14 protein-coding genes are annotated in these 17,309 nt (G+C 75.5%); 2 read left to right on the top strand and 12 right to left on the bottom strand.

Annotated features, from left to right (window positions below):
* Nucleotides 1–18: 18 nt before the first annotated feature.
* On the top strand, nt 19–432 hold the full coding sequence (locus tag AB0J86_RS21905) for an Rrf2 family transcriptional regulator (RefSeq protein ID WP_363859419.1): 414 nt from the start codon (nt 19–21) through the stop codon (nt 430–432).
* A gap of 92 nt (nt 433–524) precedes the next feature.
* Here the strand turns inward: AB0J86_RS21905 and AB0J86_RS21900 are convergent, their stop codons facing one another.
* From AB0J86_RS21900 to AB0J86_RS21875, 6 genes are all read right to left on the bottom strand, one after another.
* Nucleotides 525–1,010 carry a GNAT family N-acetyltransferase gene (locus tag AB0J86_RS21900; RefSeq protein ID WP_363859418.1) on the bottom strand — a complete coding sequence of 162 codons (486 nt, stop codon included), beginning with the start codon at nt 1,008–1,010 and terminating at the stop codon, nt 525–527.
* A 12-nt stretch (nt 1,011–1,022) separates the two neighbouring features.
* Nucleotides 1,023–1,937 carry a hypothetical protein gene (locus tag AB0J86_RS21895; RefSeq protein ID WP_363859417.1) on the bottom strand — a complete coding sequence of 305 codons (915 nt, stop codon included), beginning with the start codon at nt 1,935–1,937 and terminating at the stop codon, nt 1,023–1,025.
* A 64-nt stretch (nt 1,938–2,001) separates the two neighbouring features.
* Entirely contained in the window at nt 2,002–2,205 is a 204-nt protein-coding gene (locus AB0J86_RS21890) for a hypothetical protein (protein ID WP_363859416.1), read from the bottom strand.
* 182 nt (nt 2,206–2,387) lie between these two features.
* Entirely contained in the window at nt 2,388–3,836 is a 1,449-nt protein-coding gene (locus AB0J86_RS21885) for an MFS transporter (protein WP_363859415.1), read from the bottom strand.
* Nucleotides 3,833–4,417: a helix-turn-helix domain-containing protein gene (locus tag AB0J86_RS21880; protein ID WP_363859414.1), complete on the bottom strand. Its 585-nt coding sequence runs from the start codon at nt 4,415–4,417 to the stop codon at nt 3,833–3,835. Before AB0J86_RS21880 ends, AB0J86_RS21885 begins: the two co-directional genes overlap by 4 nt.
* 89 nt (nt 4,418–4,506) lie before the next feature.
* On the bottom strand, nt 4,507–4,833 hold the full coding sequence (locus AB0J86_RS21875) for an antibiotic biosynthesis monooxygenase family protein (RefSeq protein ID WP_363859413.1): 327 nt from the start codon (nt 4,831–4,833) through the stop codon (nt 4,507–4,509).
* Nucleotides 4,834–5,094: 261 nt separating this feature from the next.
* On the opposite strand from AB0J86_RS21875, the gene AB0J86_RS21870 reads away from it, so the two are divergent.
* Entirely contained in the window at nt 5,095–6,336 is a 1,242-nt protein-coding gene (locus AB0J86_RS21870; RefSeq protein WP_363859412.1) for a YncE family protein, read from the top strand.
* 89 nt (nt 6,337–6,425) lie between these two features.
* Here the strand turns inward: AB0J86_RS21870 and AB0J86_RS21865 are convergent, their stop codons facing one another.
* The 6 genes from AB0J86_RS21865 to AB0J86_RS21840 form a co-directional block, all read right to left on the bottom strand.
* Nucleotides 6,426–7,748 carry a DEAD/DEAH box helicase gene (locus AB0J86_RS21865; RefSeq protein WP_363859411.1) on the bottom strand — a complete coding sequence of 441 codons (1,323 nt, stop codon included), beginning with the start codon at nt 7,746–7,748 and terminating at the stop codon, nt 6,426–6,428.
* 257 nt (nt 7,749–8,005) lie between these two features.
* A complete protein-coding gene (locus AB0J86_RS21860; RefSeq protein WP_363859410.1) occupies nt 8,006–8,209 on the bottom strand; it encodes a cold-shock protein in 204 nt (67 codons plus the stop codon).
* Nucleotides 8,210–8,520: 311 nt separating this feature from the next.
* Nucleotides 8,521–11,931: a UvrD-helicase domain-containing protein gene (locus tag AB0J86_RS21855; protein ID WP_363859409.1), complete on the bottom strand. Its 3,411-nt coding sequence runs from the start codon at nt 11,929–11,931 to the stop codon at nt 8,521–8,523.
* On the bottom strand, nt 11,928–15,491 hold the full coding sequence (locus AB0J86_RS21850) for an ATP-dependent DNA helicase (RefSeq protein WP_363859445.1): 3,564 nt from the start codon (nt 15,489–15,491) through the stop codon (nt 11,928–11,930). Before AB0J86_RS21850 ends, AB0J86_RS21855 begins: the two co-directional genes overlap by 4 nt.
* Before the next feature lie 160 nt (nt 15,492–15,651).
* A complete protein-coding gene (locus AB0J86_RS21845) occupies nt 15,652–16,554 on the bottom strand; it encodes an alpha/beta hydrolase (protein ID WP_363859408.1) in 903 nt (300 codons plus the stop codon).
* Between the two features lie 165 nt (nt 16,555–16,719).
* Nucleotides 16,720–17,205 (bottom strand): SgcJ/EcaC family oxidoreductase, encoded by a 486-nt coding sequence (locus tag AB0J86_RS21840; protein ID WP_363859407.1) that lies wholly within the window; start codon nt 17,203–17,205, stop codon nt 16,720–16,722.
* Between the last annotated feature and the right edge of the window lie 104 nt (nt 17,206–17,309).

The raw sequence follows: 17,309 nt of genomic DNA, 5'->3' as shown, positions 1-17,309 counted from the left end.
GGCGGGGAGGCGGCGGTCATGTACGTCTCGGCGCGCGGCGACTACGCGGTACGGGCCATGCTGGCCGTCGCCGACAGCGGTGAACTGGTCAAGGCCGCGGCGTTGGCCACCGCGCAGGGCATCCCGCTCAGCTTCCTCCAGGGCATCCTGCTCGACCTGCGCCGGGCCGGACTGCTGCGGAGCCTGCGCGGCACGGACGGGGGCTACCGGCTCACCCGCCCGGCGGACGAGATCACCGTCGGGGCGGTGCTGCGGGCGGTGAGCGGGTCGCTCACCACCGTCCGGGGCCTGCCGGTCGAGCGGACCGCCTACCACGGCGCGGCCAGCGGGCTGCGGGACGTCTGGCGGGCCGTGGAGAGCGCGATCGAGGAGGTGGTGGACGGGATCAGCCTGGCCGACCTGCTCACCGGCAGCGGCGTGCCCAGGCCCTGACCGGGCCTCGCCCAGGGCAGACCCGGACAGGCCCAGGGCAGACCCGGACAGGCCGGCCGGTCCAGGGCAGCCCCCGGGCAGGCCGGCCGGCCTCAGATCGGCAGTTCGAGGGTCAGCTCGTCGTGCAGCGGGATGCCGTACTCGCCGACCAGCGGGATGCTCGGCTTGCGGACCCTGGCCGCGTCCACCGCTCCCGGCGCCACCGCCACGATCCGCAGGCCCCGGCGCTGGTAGAAGCGGAGCGCGTCGAGGTTGTCGTTCGTGGTGACCAGCCACACCCGGGACGCCCCGACGCCCCGGGCGACGGCCACGGCGGCGTCCAGCAGCGCGCCGCCCACCCCGCCCCGCCGGTGCACCGCGTCGAGGGTGACGATCTCCAGGCCGGCGTCGGTGATCTCGTACGTGAGCAGGCCCGCGAGCGCGCCGGCGCGCTCGGCCACGAGCGCGGGGAGTTCGGCCGCGTCGTACGCCCGGCCGTGCACGACCACCGTCGTGCCGCCCCAGGAGTCGCCGAGCAGCCGCACCACGCGTTCCCGGTCGGCCGCCGCGGCCGGCCGGACCGCCAGGGTCGAGTCCATCGTGGAGTGACCCTAGCCCGTGGTCCGCACCGAGGCCAGCACCTCGTCGACGACGTGGTCGAACTGCCGGTGGGTACCGGGGATGGAGACGTAGAGGATCGCCGCGGTCGGCCGTCCCACGTCGATGCAGGCGAGGCCGACCAGCTCGTCCTTGGCGCGCAGCTGCGGCACGTCGAAGTGCAGCCGGAACACGGTCACCCAGGCGGGGCGGCCGGCCAGCGTGCTGCGCCCGTCCCGCAGCACCTCCTGCCGGTTGGGCTGCGGGTAGTACTCGGCGCGCACGTCGGCGGCGACCTGCCGGCCGACGCACTCGATGTCCAGCGCCAGCGCGTCGTTGTTCGCCGCCGGTACCGCCGCCGACAGGATCGAGGCGTGGTAGTCGCTGAACCCGTCGTACTCCGGCTCGGTGACGAAGTGCTGCCCGACCTTGTACGGCACCTCCAGCGTGCCCGCGCTCCAGACGGTGGTCCAGGGCTGCCAGGGCGCCCCGTACGCCCGGTAGGAGATGCCGGCCTCCTCGTCGACGGTACGCGGGCCGGCCGGGGCCGGTCCCGGGTCGGCGGGGGCCGGTGGCTCCTGCGCCGACGGCACCGACGTCGGCGGCGGGCACATCCGCGCCAGCGGCGGGCGGTTGTCGGCGGGCGCCTCCAGCCCACGGCCGAACGGATGCGGACTTCCGCGCCACTGCGTACCGAGCACCGCGACCAGACCGATGACCAGCACCGCCGCGGCGACGGCGCCGAACCACCAGAGCCGGCGCCGGTCCGGCGGGCCGCCGCCGGGCGGGCCGGCCGGCGGGTTTGGTGGCGGCCCGGCCGGCGTGGTCGGCGGCGGCCAGGGAACGCCGATCCGGGTGACGGTACCGGCCGACCAGTCCGGCCCCGGTACGGGGCGGGACGGCGGCGGGGGTGGCGTCGTGGCGGGCATCGCCCTCTAGTGAACACCACGACGCCGTGGCGGTGCCGGGCCGGCGTCGCGCCGGCCGGCGCCGTCAGCCGCCGGCGCTGGTGAGTTCCGTGCCCGTCTGCGGCGCGTCCGGCGCGTGCAGCTCCACCACCATCGACTTCTCGGCGAGACCGAGCGCCGCGTACCACGGGGTGAAGGCGACGAGCAGGGCGAGGAACAGACCCGACACAGCAAGCACCAGCACCACGAAAATCTCGCGCAACGCCCCCGTTCCGGCGTGACCGGCCATCGCGATACCTCCCACCGCAGGGCCGAACCGGCCCCGCTTGGTCCCCCGGAGGACAGAATTCCGCATGGCCGGACATGGCACAGTCACCCATCGGACCCAATCGGGTGGACCCACGGCCGTCCCGAACTGCCCCGATCGACTCACCCGCCGCCCCGATCGACTCAGGGGCCGCCCGGATCGACTCAGGGGCCGCCCGGATCGACGACCGTCGCCAGTGGCCGGTCGGGCCGCACCGCCACGGGCACGGCCGTACCCGGCCCCGGTACGGCCGTACCCGGCCCCGGCACGGCCGTACCCGGCCCCGGCACGGCCGTGCTCGGCGCGGGCGTCAGCGTCCGCCGCAGCGCCGCCGCGGTGAATCCCGCGGCGAGCAGCAGGGCCGCGCCGGCGACGAGCCAGCCGGACCCGAATCCGGCCCGGTCCGCCAGCCGGGCGACGCCGAGCGAGCCGCCGAGGCCGCCGAGCTGCAGCGCCAGCGAGCCGACCGAGACCAGGGTGGCCCGCTGGCCCTCGCCGACCCGCTCGTGCAGCGCCTCGTCGGCGAGCGGTCCCGGCACCCCGGCGCAGAGGTACGCCAGCAGGTAGCCGGCCACGGCGACGGGAAGCCCGCCGGAACCGAAGGCGGCCAGGGCGAGCAGCGCCGGGCCGGTCGCGATCAGCCCGGTGAAGAGGGCGCCGACGGCGAGCGGCTGGCGCAGCCCGACCGCCGCCCCGAGCCGGCACAGCAGCGGCGCGCCGACCGAGCCGGCCGCGCTGCCGGCCCACGCCGCGGTCACCAGCAACCCGTACGCCGCCGCGGCGCGTTCCGCCCCGCCGAGCAGCGCGGCGAACTGCAGCGGGGAGAGCACCTCGATCGAGACCACCGCCACGCCGATCGCGGCGGTCCGGGCGAAGAGCAGCCGGATCACCGGATCGCCCACGGCCAGGCGTACGCCGTCGGAGACCTGCCCCGGTACGGCTCGAAGCAGCGACCGGAGCCCGCCGGCCGGCCTCGGGACGGACCCGTTCCCGGCGGCCGGCTCGGTCATCCAGACCAGGTGCGCGACGAAGCTGACCGCCCCGACGGCGGCGGCACCGAGCGCCGGTACCGAGAACGGGCAGATCAGCCCGTCGGCGGGGAGGCCGGAGAAGAGCCGCGGTGCGGACCCGCCGACGGTCGCGGCCAGACCGAGGCCGAGCGCCTCGACCGCCCAGCCCCGGGAGAGTCCGGCCCGCAGCGAGGCGGCCGGGTCGGCGGCCCGGACCGTGTCGACGTACCAGGCGTCGAGCGGACCGGAGCCGAGCGCCCGGCCGATCGCGGAGAGCGTGACGGCGACGGCGAACTGCCACCAGTGCTGCGCGAGGGCCAGGCCGAGCATCGCGGTCACGTAGGCGGCGATCGAGACCAGCATGGTCCGGCGCCGGCCGATCAGGTCGGCGAGGCCGCCGGTGGGAAGTTCGAGGAGCACGATCAGCGCGGAGTAGAGCGCGACCAGCAGGCCGGCGGTGGGCAGGTCGAGGCCGCGCGCGGTGTAGAGCAACAGCTGGACCGGCATCATCAACCCGCTGGCGAACCAGCGCACCCCGGAGAGCCCGAGGTAGCGGCGCTGCGCCTGCCGGGGCGAGAGGGCCACCGCACCGTCCCGGCTCACAGCGGCACCTCCTCGAAGGGCAGCAGCTGCGTGTAGACGCGTACGTGGCCGACCGGCTCGTCGGGCTCGGGCGCCGGGGGTTCGGTACGGAACCGCGCGAAGACCGCCATCAGCTCGGCGTCCAGGGCCCTGAGCTGCGAGGGCGTGAGCCGCAGCAGGTCGTCGAAGGCTCCGCCGACGGCGTCCCAGCGCGGATCGCGGTGGTCCCGGCCGGCGAACCACCGCTGGAAGTGGTCCACGGCGGTGAGCAGCTGCCGGCGTTCCAGCGCGTCGCTGATCTGCCGCCCTTCCGGGTCGGTGGCGAGGTCGGCCCGGTTCCAGCTGGTGATCCGGTGCGCGGCCCGCCACCGCCGGTCCCGCTTGTTCGGCTGCTCGGGGTCCTCCTCCACGAAGCCGTACCGGGCGAGTTGGCGCAGGTGGTAGCTGGCGGTACCGCTCGACTCGTCCAGCCGCCGGGCCAGCTGCGAGGCGGTGGCCGGCCCCTCGTAGCGCAGCAGCGCCAGCAGCTTGGCGCGGATCGGATGGGCGATCGCCCGCAGGGTCTCGGTGTCGCGGATCGTCGGCACGGGTTGATCGGGCATGCCCTCACCGTATGATCGCGAAGAGAATTTTGCAAAAAACTCTTTGCGATCCTGCGGTGGGCGCCCTTCGGCGAGCCTGGGCCTCCGCGTCAGAACCCGACCCCGCCGCGCGGCACGAAATCGACCCGTTGCGGCCGGTCGGCGAGCATGGCCAGCACGTCGGAGATGCCAACGGGCGCGTCCGCCGCGGCCTGGGCGGCCCGCAGCGCGGCGTCGGCGGCGTCGTCGTCCGCCCAGACCTCCAAGACGTGGACGGTGTCCGCGTCCGCGCGGTCCTGGCTGATCAGGTACGCCTCGCAGCCCGGGAAACCCCGGAGCCCCTCGGCGACGGTGAGCATGGCCGAGGCCAGTTCGTCGCCCCGACCGGCCTGCGCCTTGAAGGTCATGAATCGTCCCACTCGACTGTTCTCGGTCATGCCCGAGACGGTAACGCCACCCTGGGCGCCGGGGTCTTCGACGCCGCAACCCGGGCCCGCGGCGCGGGCGGGCATCCGTCCTGATATTGATCCATTGGCACGGATATCTAGAAACGTGAATGAATTTCGTTTAGGCTGCCGGTACCCATCCGCCGCCCGGCCCCGACGATGCCGGCGACCGGGGCGGTCGTGGCGAGACGATGACGGATCCCGAAAGGTGCCTCAGCCATGAGACGTGCCCGGAGAGCCAGAGCGAGCCAGGTGTGGATCTTGTCGGTCGCCGTCGTGCTGCTGGGTCTCGGCCCGGCGCCGGCCGGCGCGGCCCGATCGACCCCGGCCGATCCCGGTCCGGCCGCCACCTCCGCGCAGACGCGCGAGGTGCTGCTGGTCGGCAACAACTGGGACGGCACCGCCGACATCGTGGACGTACGGACCTACCAGCGGATACGCCGGATCAACGTGATCCCGGACCGGGAGGCCCGGCTCGCGGAGATCTACCTCAGCCCGGTCAGGCTCGCGGCCTTCCTGTTCATCCGTACGCAGATCGGCGAGGGCCACGACCAGTTCGTCGACGACATGTACGCCTCGGCCGACGGGCGCCTCGTCTACGTCTCCCGGCCCAGTTTCGGCGACGTCGTGGCGATCGACATACAGAGCGGCGAGATCCGGTGGCGGACCCGGGTCGACGGCGAGCGCGCCGATCACATGGCGATCTCGCCCGACGGCAGCCGGCTGGCCGTCTCCGCCTCCACCGCGAAGCTCGTCGACATGATCGACACGGCCACCGGCCAGATCGTCGGAACCTTCCCCTCCGGGGACTCGCCGCACGAGAACACGTACTCGCGCGACGGCGGCAAGATCTACCACGCCAGCATCGGCGCGGTCTACACGACGCTGGACGAGCCGTGGCTGGACTGGACCAAGGGCGAGCGCGTCTTCGAGATCGTCGACGCCCGTACGTTGCGGGTCGAGCGACGCGTCGACATCCGCCAGAAGCTCGCGGAGTTCGGCATGCCCGACATGAGCGCGGCGGTACGGCCGATGGCGCTCTCCCCCGACGAACGCTTCGCCTACCTGCAGGTGTCGTTCCTGCACGGCTTCGTCGAGTACGACCTGCGGGCCGACCGCGTCACCCGCGTGGCCCAGCTGCCCCTCTCCGACGAGGCCCGACAGCTGCGCCGCGACCAGTACGTGCTCGACTCCGCCCACCACGGGATCGCGATGAGCGGCGACGGGACCAAGCTCTGCGTCGCCGGCACGATGTCGAACTACGCGGCGATCGTGTCGCGCGACTCGTTCCGGCACAGCCTGCTCCCGCTCGGCGCGCGGACGTACTGGGCCACCAGCAGCGCGGACGGTCAGTACTGCTACGTCTCCGTCGCCGGCGACGACACCGTCTCGGTCATCTCCTACGCCACCGAGCAGCAGGTGGCCCGGATTCCCGTCGGCGACCACCCGCAGCGGGCGCGCACCGCCACCGTCGCGGAGTCCGCCCTCGGCTGACGCCGTCGGCGACCGCCCTCGGCCGGTGTGCCCGCGGGTACACCGGCCGTCGCCGGTCGCCGATCCGGACCGCCTGCGGCGGGGCTGCGCTACCGGGCTCCCTCGGTACGCGCCCGCGGACGGCGCGGGCGCCGCGGGCGCCCCGAACCCCGGTGGGCGGAGCCCGCCCGGGCCGCCACGGCCCCCGTCGCCGGGGCGGGCGTCGGGTCCGGGGCGACCGGTACGCCGGACGGAGCCTGCGCCCCGGTCACCCGGACCAGCTCCGCGCTGCCGGGTCGGACGCTTCCCGACCCGGCGGCCGCGCCGGCCTTGATGCCGGCGGCGGCCAGCAGTCGGGACACGTCCCGCCGCTGCTCGGGCAGGGCCAGCGTCACCACGCTGCCCGTCGCGCCGGCCCGGGCGGTACGGCCGCCCCGGTGCAGGTAGTCCTTGGCCTCCGTCGGCGGGTCCACGTTCACCACCAGGTCGAGCCCGTCGACGTGGATGCCCCGGGCCGCCACGTCGGTCGCCACCAGCGCGGTGACCTGGCCGGCACGGAACTGCTCCAGGATGCGGGTGCGCTGCGGCTGGGACTTGCCGCCGTGCAGCGCCGCCGCCCGTACGCCCTGGGCACGCAGCTGCCGGGCCAGCCGGTCGGCGCGGTGCTTCGTACCCAGGAACAGGATTGTGCGCCCGTCCCGGGCGGCGATCTGCGCGAGCACCGCGGGCTTGTCCGCCGCCTCGACCTGCAGGACGTGGTGGGTCATCGCGCTGACCGTGGCGGTCCCCGGGTCCACCGAGTGCGACACCGGATTGGTCAGGAAGCGGCGCACCAGACGGTCCACGCCGCCGTCCAGGGTGGCCGAGAAGAGCATCCGCTGGCCGTCCGGCGCGACCTGCTCCAGCAGCCTGGTGACCTGCGGCAGGAAGCCCATGTCGGCCATCTGGTCGGCCTCGTCCAGCACGGTGATGGCCACCTGGTCCAGCCGGCAGTCGCCCCGGTTGATCAGGTCCGTCAGCCGTCCGGGCGTGGCGACGACCACCTCGGCCCCGGCCCGCAGCTCGCTGGCCTGTCGCGGCAACGACAGCCCGCCGACCACGGTGGCGCAGCGCAGCTTCACGGCCCGGGCGTACGGCTCCAGCGCGGCGGTCACCTGCTGCGCCAACTCCCGGGTCGGCACGAGGACCAGCGCGAGCGGCCGGCCCGGGCGGGCCCGGCGTCCGGCGGTACGCGAGAGCAGCGGCAGCCCGAAGGCGAGCGTCTTGCCCGAGCCGGTACGTCCCCGGCCGAGCACGTCGCGTCCGGCGAGCGAGTCGGGCAGGGTGGCGGCCTGGATCGGGAACGGCGCCGTGATGCCGCTCGCCGCCAGGACCGGATAGAGCGCGGGGGCGAGTCGCACGTCCGCGAAGGAAGCGACCTTGGATTCTGTCATGACGGAGCCTTCCTCGATGGCGGCACGTGTCGAGGAAGGCGCCCGGGCGAGGGATTTCGCCACGGGTCGCTGCCGTCGGTGATCACGACGGCGTCACAAGCACGAACCGGAGAACAGTCAGGTCCAGCCCGCACCGCTCGGGACGGGCTGGACCTGTTCACCGCGCCCGGAGGGCACGGCGGAACTGCGCCGAACTCAGGCACCGCGCCGGGTGGGACGCGGTGCCACCGCGACTGGACGCGCCAGTCGCGCCGAGCTCAGAGCGGGCGGATGTTCTCCGCCTGCGGGCCCTTCTGGCCCTGGGTGACCTCGAACTCCACCCGCTGGTTCTCGTCCAGGCTCCGGTAGCCGGAGCTCTGGATCGCGGAGAAGTGGGCGAAGACGTCGGCGCCGCCGCCGTCCGGGGTGATGAAGCCGAAGCCCTTTTCCGAGTTGAACCACTTCACGGTGCCAACTGCCATTGTCTCGTCTCCTGACGGAACGATCGACCGGTGGTCATCCACGGTCGAGGTGAAAGTCCGCGCCGCTGCGCGGACGCCTAGTCGCACTGGTCGCCCCGCCCGGGAACTCCGGACACAACAAAATGCGCCTGGGGTCGTAATCCGCCAGGCGCAGTCAAAGTCTGTGAGAACAAAACCGTCTCTGGGAACCAAAACTGCAACCCGGCAAGCGTAGCAGACCCGGACCGGACCGCCCACCCAACAAGATCCAGCGGTCCGGGGTGACCCCGACTCCGACGGCCCCGGGGCCGGTCAGGGCAGGTCAGGGCCGGTCAGGGGTGCTCAGCCGCCGGGAGGCCGGCCACCAGGGCGGCGAGCCCGTCGGCGTCGAGCAGGTCCGCCGGGCGGACCGTGACGCCGTCCCGTACGTAGTGGAACGCGGCCCGCACGTGCCCGACCGGCACCCCCGCCAGCTCCGCCCAGGCCAGCCGGTACGCCGCCAACTGCACCGCCGCCGCGTCCGCCGCCGCCCCGGAGGGCTGCCGCCCGGTCTTCCAGTCGACCACGTCGTACCGGCCGCCGGGAGCGGCGAAGACGGCGTCCATCCGGCCCCGCACCACCACCCCGGCGATGACGGTCGCGAACGGCACCTCCACCTCGATCGGCGTCCGGTCGGCCCACTCGCTGGCGAGGAACCGCTCCTGCAGCTCGACCAGCGCGTCGTCGGTGGCGGCGTCCTCGTCGGCCGCCCCGGGCAGCTCGTCGATGTCGAGCAGCCGGCCGGCGCCGAAACGCTGCTCCAGCCAGGCATGGAAGGCCGTGCCGCGCCGGGCGTACGGGTCGGGCCGGGCGGGCATCGGGCGGCGCAGCGTACGCGCCAGCGCCTGCGGGTCGCGGCGGAGCACGACGAGCTGCGACACGGAGAGGTGCCCGGGCAGCGCGACCTCGACGGGTCCGTCCCGGCGCGCCAACCGCTCCCGCTCGGCGAGCAGCAGGTCCACCTCCCGCCGCCAGCGCAGCACCTCCGGGTCGACGGGCGGCACCGGGTCGGCGGGCGGCCCGGACTCGGCGGCTCGTGGCTCGCGCTCCGGCTCGGACGGGGCGTCGGTGCGCTCGGCGAGCAGCCGGCACACCAGCGCCGCCCCCTCGGCCACCGCCGGCCGGCGCGCCCCGAGCGGGTCGGACGGCCACTCCGCCCGCTGTACCACCTGGGTGGTCGGGTTCGTCGCGTCGCCGGGCGGCTCCGGCGCCCAGACGTCGACCACGTACCCGTCCCCGCCCGAGAGGCAGTGGTCGTGGATCTCGCGCAGGAAGACCGACGGCCCCCGCGGCCGCTTCACCCCGTCGCCCCACCAGTAGCCCGAGCAGAGCAGCAGCCGGCGCGGGCGGGTGACCGCGACGTACGCCAGCCGGCGCTCCTCGCGCTCGTCGTGCGCGCGCCACCGCTCGGTGAACGTGGTCATCGCCCGCAGCACGTCCCGCTGGTCCGCGGCCTCCGCCAGCTCCAGCTCCGGCAGGCCGTCGGCGTCGCCCCGCAGCGGGAACGGCAGCACGCCCAGGCCGAGCAGGTAGTGGTCGGAGTTGCGGACCGGTCCCGGCCAGACCCCCCGGGTCAGCCCGGCGACCGCCACCACGTCCCACTCCAGCCCCTTGGCCGCGTGCGCGGTGAGGATCTGCACCGCGCCCTCGACCACCTCGACCTCGCCCGGGGCCAGCCCGCGCTCCTCGTCCTCGGCGGCGGCCAGGTAGGCCAGGAACGCGCTCAGCGGCGCGCTTCCGGCGGCGTCGCTGGCGAACCGGGCCGCCACGTCGCCGAGCGCGTCGAGGTGCCCACGGGCGAGCCCGGCGTCCCCGCCCCGCCCGGCCCGTACCGCGACCTCCACGTCCAGCCCGATGGTGCGCTCGACGTCCGCGACCAGGTCCGGCAGCGGCTGGTCCAGCCGGTGGCGCAGCAGCGCCAGCTCCCGGCCGTACGCGCGCAGCCGGGCGTACCCCTCCGCCGAGTACGCCTGCTCCGGTCCCAGGTCGGCCAGCGCCTCCACCAGCGTCGCCTCGTCGAGGGCGTCGGTGACGATCTCCGGCTCGTCGCCGTCGGTCCAGACGGAACGAGGGCCGTGCCGCTCGGCGGCGATCTCCTTGGCCCGCCGGTGCAGCGCCACCAGGTCGCGCGGGCCGATCCGCCAGCGGGCGCCGGTGAGCAGCCGCAGCAGCGCCGCCCCGTCGGTCGGGTCGGTCAGCACCCGCAGGGTACAGACGACGTCGCGTACCTCCGGGGTGTCCAGCAGGCCGCCCAGCCCGACCACCTCGACCGGCAGGCCCCGGTCGCGCAGCGCCGCCTCGATCGCCGGGATCTGGCTGCGGACCCGGACCAGTACCGCGCTGGTCGGGCGCCGCTCCAGCGGGATGTGCTCGGGCAGCGCGGCCGGCATCCGGGCGGCGCCCCGCCACGCGGCGAGCAGGCCGTCGGCGATCCACTCCGCCTCCTCGGCGAAGGTCGGCAACAGCGCGCAGTGGACCGTACCGCCGGCCGCGCCCCGGGCGGTGCGCGCCGGGATCGGGTCGTCCACCGAGAAGGCGGGGGCCAGCTCGGCGACCCGCGCCCCGGCCGCCCGCAGCGGCGCGGCGAGCCCGTTGGCGACCCCGAGCACCTCCGGCCGGTTCCGCCAGCTCGTGGTCAGCGTCAACGCGCGGGCCGGCCGGCCGTCGGCGTGGGTGAACTCGCCGGGAAAGCGGTCGAGCGTGCCGGCGCTGGCGCCGCGCCAGCCGTAGATGGACTGGCAGGGATCGCCGACCGCGGTGACCGGATGGCCGCCGCCGTAGAGCGAGCGGAGCAGCACCACCTGCGCGTGGCTGGTGTCCTGGTACTCGTCGAGCAGCACCACCCGGTAGCGCTCGCGCTCGATCGCGCCGACCTCGGGGTGGTCCCGCGCCACCCGGGCCGCCCGGGAGAGCTGGTCGCCGAAGTCCATCGCCTCGAAGTCCTGCTTGCGCCGGTCGTACGCGCGGACCAGCGGCAGCAGCCGCAGCCGGGCCTGCTGCACCGCGAGCGCCTTCCGTACGTCCGCGTAGATCTTGCCGGGCCGGGACTGCACCTCGCCGAAGAAGCGCCCGGTCCAGGCCGCCAGCTCGTCCGGGGTGACCAGGTGCTCGGCCAGCTCACCGGCGAGGGCGAGCACCGCGTCGGCGACGCCGCCCGGGGTCCGCCCCACCTCCGACATGTCCCCGTCGTAGTTGCGGACGAGCAGCTCCATCAGCTGCCACCGGGACGCCTCGGTCAGCAGCCGTACGACCGGCTCGTACCCGGAGCGCAGCCCGTGCTCGGTGACGATCCGCGCGGCGTACGAGTGGTACGTGGCCACGGTCGGCTCACCGGCCAGCAGGTCGGCCTCGATCCCGCGCCGCTGCCGCCCGAGCCGTCGGACCAGCTGGTCCAGCCGGGTACGGATGCGGTGCGCCAGCTCGCCGGCGGCCTTGCGGGTGAAGGTGAGCCCCAGGATCTGCTCCGGCCGGACGTAGTCGTTGGCGACCAGCCAGACCACCCGGGCGGCCATCGTCTCGGTCTTGCCCGAGCCGGCACCGGCCACCACCAGCAGCGGCTCGACCGGCGCCGCGATGATCGCGGCCTGTTCCCGGGTCGGGGCGGGCAGCCGCAGCAGGCGGGCCAGCTCCACCGGGGTGTAGCGCGGACCGGCGTCGGCGGCTCGCTGCGGCGGCGGCGCGGCGAAGAGGGCGGGCTGGCTCAATTCCGGCCGCCCTGACGCTGGGTCGGCGGCTCCAGGCCGGGCCGCCGGGACGGCGGTTCCACCACCTGCCGTCCCTGCCCGGAGACCGGGCAGCTGGTCCGCACCGGACAGACCCGGCACTTGGAGTTCGCCACGGCGGAGAAGGTAGCCGCCGCCATGGTGTCGGCGGTACGGCGCACCATGTCCTGGGCCCAGTTCGCCTCCTCGCTCGCACTGGGCGGCTCCTGTGCCTGCTCCCGGGCCTCCTTGGCCGAGGTGCCGAGCTGCACCAGCGCGGCGCCGCCCGACTCGTCGCCGTACTCGGCGAACGCGCCCGCCTCGACCGCCGCCTGGTACGCGCCGAGCTGCGGATGTTCGGCGAGTTCGGAGCCGGTGACGGCGGTGGTCTTGCCGGTCTTCAGGTCGACCACCACGAGCCGACCCTCGGCGTCGACCTCCAGCCGGTCGACTCGGCCGGTCAGCTCCACCGGCCGACGCGGGTCGTCGAGCCGTACCGCGAACTCGTGCTCGATGGCCAGCAGCCGGCGCGGGTTGCCGGCCAGCCAGCGCAGCAGCTTGTCGACCATGGCCTCGGCCCGGGACAGCTCCGGCCCGGCCAGCCAGCGGGCGGCCAGGTCGATGGCGTCGAAGCGGGCGGCGACGTACTCCAGCAGCTCTCTCCGGTCGGCGCTGGCGTCCTCGGCCAGCATCGCCGCGGCGTGCACCAGGTTGCCGATGCCCTGGGCGGCGCTGGCCGGGGCGCTGCCGCCGTGCTTCTCCAGCAGCCAGCGCAGGCTGCACCGCAGCGCGCTCTCCATGCCCGAGGGGGTGACCCGCACCGGCTCGCCCTCGTCGACCAGCGGCCGGTCGTCGGAGAGGGGTCGCAACCCCCACCAGTCGTCCGGGTGCGCCCCCGGCACGCCGGCCGCGGCGAGGCGGGCCAGCTCGGCCGCGGCCGCGTGCCGCCGGTCGGGCGGCGTGCCGGGATCGGTGACGGCGGTGCGCAGCTCGGCGACGAGCGCGGCCAGGGTGAGCGCGCGCGGCGGGCGCCCCACCGGCAGCTCGGCGGCCGGTGGTTCCGGGACGGGGTCCGCCCCGCCCCGGGCCCGGCCGTCGCCACCTGCCGCGCCGTCCGACACCGCCGCGCCGTCCGACACCGCCGGGCCGTCCGACGTCGCCGGGCCGTCCGACGTCGCCGGGCCGGCGGCCGGGGAACCGGCCGAGGCGGAGCCGTTCGACGCCGCCGGGCCGTCCGGGCCGGTCGGACCGCCGCGGGTACCGGGGCCGGAGGGTCCCGGGTCGGCGCCCGGCTCGTCCGGCCCGTCGGGCTCCGTCGGGCCGCCGGGCACCAGCTCGTAGAGGAAGCGGCTCGGTTGCTCCTCGTGGTCGAGGCCGCCGACCGCGGCCGACGCCACCGCGCTGACCAGCAGCTTTCGCCGGGCCCGGGTCGCCGCGACGTAGAAGAGCCGCCGCTCCTCGTCCAGCAGCGCCGAGGTCTGCCCGACCAGGTTGGCCGTCGCGCCGGCGCCGTCGGCGCGGCCGGCCAGCACGTCGACCAGGCGCTCCGAGCCGAGCAGGCTGCCGCGCAGCCGCAGGTCCGGCCAGACGCCCTCCTGTACGCCGGCGACCGCGACCAGGTCCCACTCCAGCCCCTTCGCGGCGTGGGCGGTGAGCAGGCGGACCGCCTCACCCCGGTCGGCGCTCGGCGCGAGCGTGTCGGCCGGCAGGTCCTGCCCCAGGACGTGGTCGAGGAAGACCTCGGTACGCGCACCGGGCAGCCGGTCGGTGAACCGCGCCGCCGCGTCGAAGAGCACCACCACGGCGTCGAGGTCCCGGTCGGCCGCGGCGGCCCGCCACCGCGCCCCCTCGTCGGACTCGCCCGTGCCCCGGTCGGGCCGGGTGACCGCGGCGGACCAGCGCTCGGCGAGCCCGCTGGCCCGCCACACCGCCCAGAGCACGGTCTCGGCCGTGGCGCCCGCCTCGGCGGCGGCCTCCCGGGCGGTGGCGAGCAGCCGCCCCACCGCCTGGGCCGGTTCGGCCCAGCGCCGTTCGATCGCGGCCAGCTCCGCCGGATCGCGCAGCGCCTCGACGAGCAGCTCGCCCGAGGGGCGCCGGTCGCCGGCGGCCAGCGCGCGGGCGCGCAGCCCCTGGCGCAGCCGCCGCTCGGCCAGCGGATCCGCGCCGCCCAGCGGCGAGTGCAGCAGGGCGACGGCCGCCTCCTCGTCGAGCCGGTCCGGCTCCAGCGCGCAGCGCAGGAGCAGCAACAGCGGCGCCACCGCCGGTTGCAGGTGCAGCGGCAGGTCCTCGGCGTGCACCACGGTCGGGATGCCGGCCGCGTGCAGCGCCCGCTGCAGGGGCGGGAGTTGCAGCGCGGTCGACCGGACCAGCACCGCCATGCGGGACCAGGGCACGCCGTCGAGCAGGTGCGCGGAGCGCAGCGCGTGCGCCAGGTAGGCGGCCTCGCTCGTGCGGGAGCGGAAGGTCCGCACCTCCACCGCGCCCGGTTCGGCCCCGGGCGGCGGGACGAGCCGCCGGTGGGCCACCGGCCCGCGCAGCCGCCGGGCCACCCGCCGGGTCGCGTCGAGCAGCGCCGCTCCGGCCCGGTACGAGGTGCCGAGCACGATGGTGCGGGCCGGCGCGCCGGCGGCGGTACGGAACCGGTCGGGGAAGGCGGCGACGGCGGCCGGGTCGGCGCCCCGGAAGGCGTACGTCGAGGAGTCCGGGTCGGCGAAGGCGACCAGCGCCTTGCCACCCCCCGCCACCAGGGCGAGCAGCTCGACCTGAGCCGGATCGGTGTCGGCGAACTCGTCGACGTAGACGTACGCCAGCCGGCGGCGCTCCGCGTCGAGCAGCTCCGGGTCGTCGCGCAGCAGTCCGGCGGCGGCCCGGACCAGCTCGGCCGGGTCGTACGCGACCGAGCCGCGACTGGTGACGTCCCGCAGCGCGAGCACCGCCACGTACTGCCGCAGGAAGCGGGCGGCGGCCGGCCAGTCGTCCCGACCCAGTTGCTCGCCCAGCCGGGCCAGCTCGACCGGCCCGATGCCGCGCTCGGCCGCGCGCATCAGCAGGTCGCGCAGTTGCTCGGCGAAGGCCCGGGTACGCAGCGCCGGGCGCAGCGGCTCCGGCCAGCCCACCGGGTCGTCGGCCTCCTCCTCGCCGACCACCTCCAGCAGTTCGCGGATGATCAGGTCCTGTTCCGGGCCGGTGAGCAGCCGGGGCGACGGCTCGCCCCGCTCGACCGCCGCGCGGCGCAGCAGCCCGAAGGCGTACGCCGGAAAGGTACGCACCATCGGCTCGTGCACGACCCGGTGGCGGGTACCGGCGATCCGCGCCTCGATCCGGTGCCGCAGCTGCGTGGCCATTCGCCGCCCGAAGGTGAGCACGAGGATCCGCTCGGGATCCACCCCCTCGGCAACCCGGGCCGCCACCGCCTCGACGAGCGTGCCGGTCTTGCCGCTGCCCGGTCCACCGAGGACCAGCAGGGGCCCGGCGGTGTGCGCGACGGCGTCGCGTTGCAGGGGGTCGTCGACGCGCGCCGGCGCGGCGTCTGCCGGCCGGCGAACCAGCCGGTACGCCTGCATACCGCTCATCTCACCACGGCCATGAGACACGTCGCGGCGGAGACTCCCGTCGTGACGGTGGCCCGGTCGTGCCGTCACCCGTGGTGAGGAACCCGCGGACGTCGACCGTGACCCCGCGCCACCGGAGGGGGACGGCGCGGGTCACGGCCGGGTCCGGGCTCTAGCTCAGGCCCAGCCTCGGCCGGACCCAGGCGGCGAGCTTCCGGATTGCCTCGTCGGACTCGGGTACGTTCCCCGCCGCCATCTGGAAGGTGTGCAACTGGCCCGGGAAGACCTCCACCCGGCTGTCCACGCCGGCCGCGCGGGCGTTCTCGTCCAGTTGCAGCGCCTCGCCGAGCAGCGTCTCGTCGCCGCCCACCTGGATGTACGTCGGCGGCAGGCCGCTCAGGTCGGCGTAGACCGGGCTGGCCAGCGGATCCTTCGGGTCGGCGCCGTTCAGGTAGGCCGACGCCAGCATCTCGACGACCTCCCGGTAGAAGAAGGCCTCCCGCTCGCGGTTCGACTCGTACGTCTCGTTGCCGACCGTCATGTCCACCCACGGCGACATCAGCAGCAACCCGGCCGGTACGGGCAGCTCCAGCTCGCGGGCGCGCAGCACCGTCCCGACGGCGAGGTTGGCGCCGAACGAGTCCCCGCCGATCGCGATCCGCCCCGGCGCGATTCCCTGGCCCAGCAGCCAGCGGTACGCGGCGGTGGTGTCCTCCAGCGGCACCGGGTACGGGGCCTGGCGGTAGCCGACGATCAGGGCCCGGGCCCCGACCCTCTTGGCGAGGTGGCCGAGGAGCTTCCGGTGGGTGTAGATCGAGCCGCTGACCCAGCCGCCGCCGTACACCCAGACGAGCACGGGGTCCTCGGCGCTGCCCTTCGGTACCGTCCACATCGCCGGGCACCCGGCCACCTCGACCTCGAGATAGTCGACGCCACCGGGCTCGGCCGTCAGGCCGGGCCAGTAGCGCTCCACCCGGGCGACGACATCCTCCGGGGTCTGCTCCGGGTTCGCCCGGGCCGCCGCCGTCATGCTGCGCCAGTGCTCCCGGCCCATCTCCGACCGCTTGTCCACCATCGCGTTCCGCTCCTTCTCGTCTCGTCGGGCCGCACGGTCCGCACCGTCCGTCGGCCGCTCGATCTCGCTGTCTCCGGGCTCTCTGTTCTCCCGGCTCTCTGTCTCTCCGGGCCGCCCGGTCCGGCGTTCAGTCCCGGCGTCTCCCCCGGCCGCCCGGTCCGGCGTTCAGTCCCGGCGGTCCGGTCCGCCGGCCGCCTCCGGGCAGGCGTGGAACGCCTCGACGAGCCAGCCGCCGGGGCGCCGCGAGAGCGCCCAGGTCGCCAGCTCCCACCGCTCGCCCGGCACCTCGACCTCGCCGGGGAAGCTGGTGGCGCTCCTGGTGACCACCACGGCCGCGTCGGTACCGAGGAACCGGACGGTCAGCACCGCGTGCTCGCGCGTCGAGCCCTTCAGCGCTCCCGCGAAGGCGCCCGCCATGCCGGCCCGGATCTCGTCCCGGCCCTTCAGGCAGGCCCCGGGCAGGATCACCGTGGCGTCCTCGCCGTACCAGGCGACGAAGGCGTCCGCGTCGCCGCTGCGCCAGGCACGGGACGTCGCGTCGAAGACCGCCCGCACGGCGCGTTCCTCGGTCCGGCGCCACCCGGCGTCGTGCCGTGCCCCGACGTCTCCCGTCGGGTTCGCCGCCACCGGTCCACGCGATTGTCGGTCCATTCCGCGCCTCCTCCGCAGTTCACCGGCCGCCCTTCGGCGACCCCGGTGAACCGACGCGGCACGCACCCGGACTTGGACAACTCCGCGAGGCGGCGGCTGACGGA

Source organism: Micromonospora sp. NPDC049559 (genome assembly GCF_040676675.1).
Taxonomy (GTDB): Bacteria; Actinomycetota; Actinomycetes; order Mycobacteriales; family Micromonosporaceae; genus JBFAPK01.
Note: the sequence above shows the minus strand (reverse complement) of the source record. Positions and strands in the feature narration are given on the sequence as shown.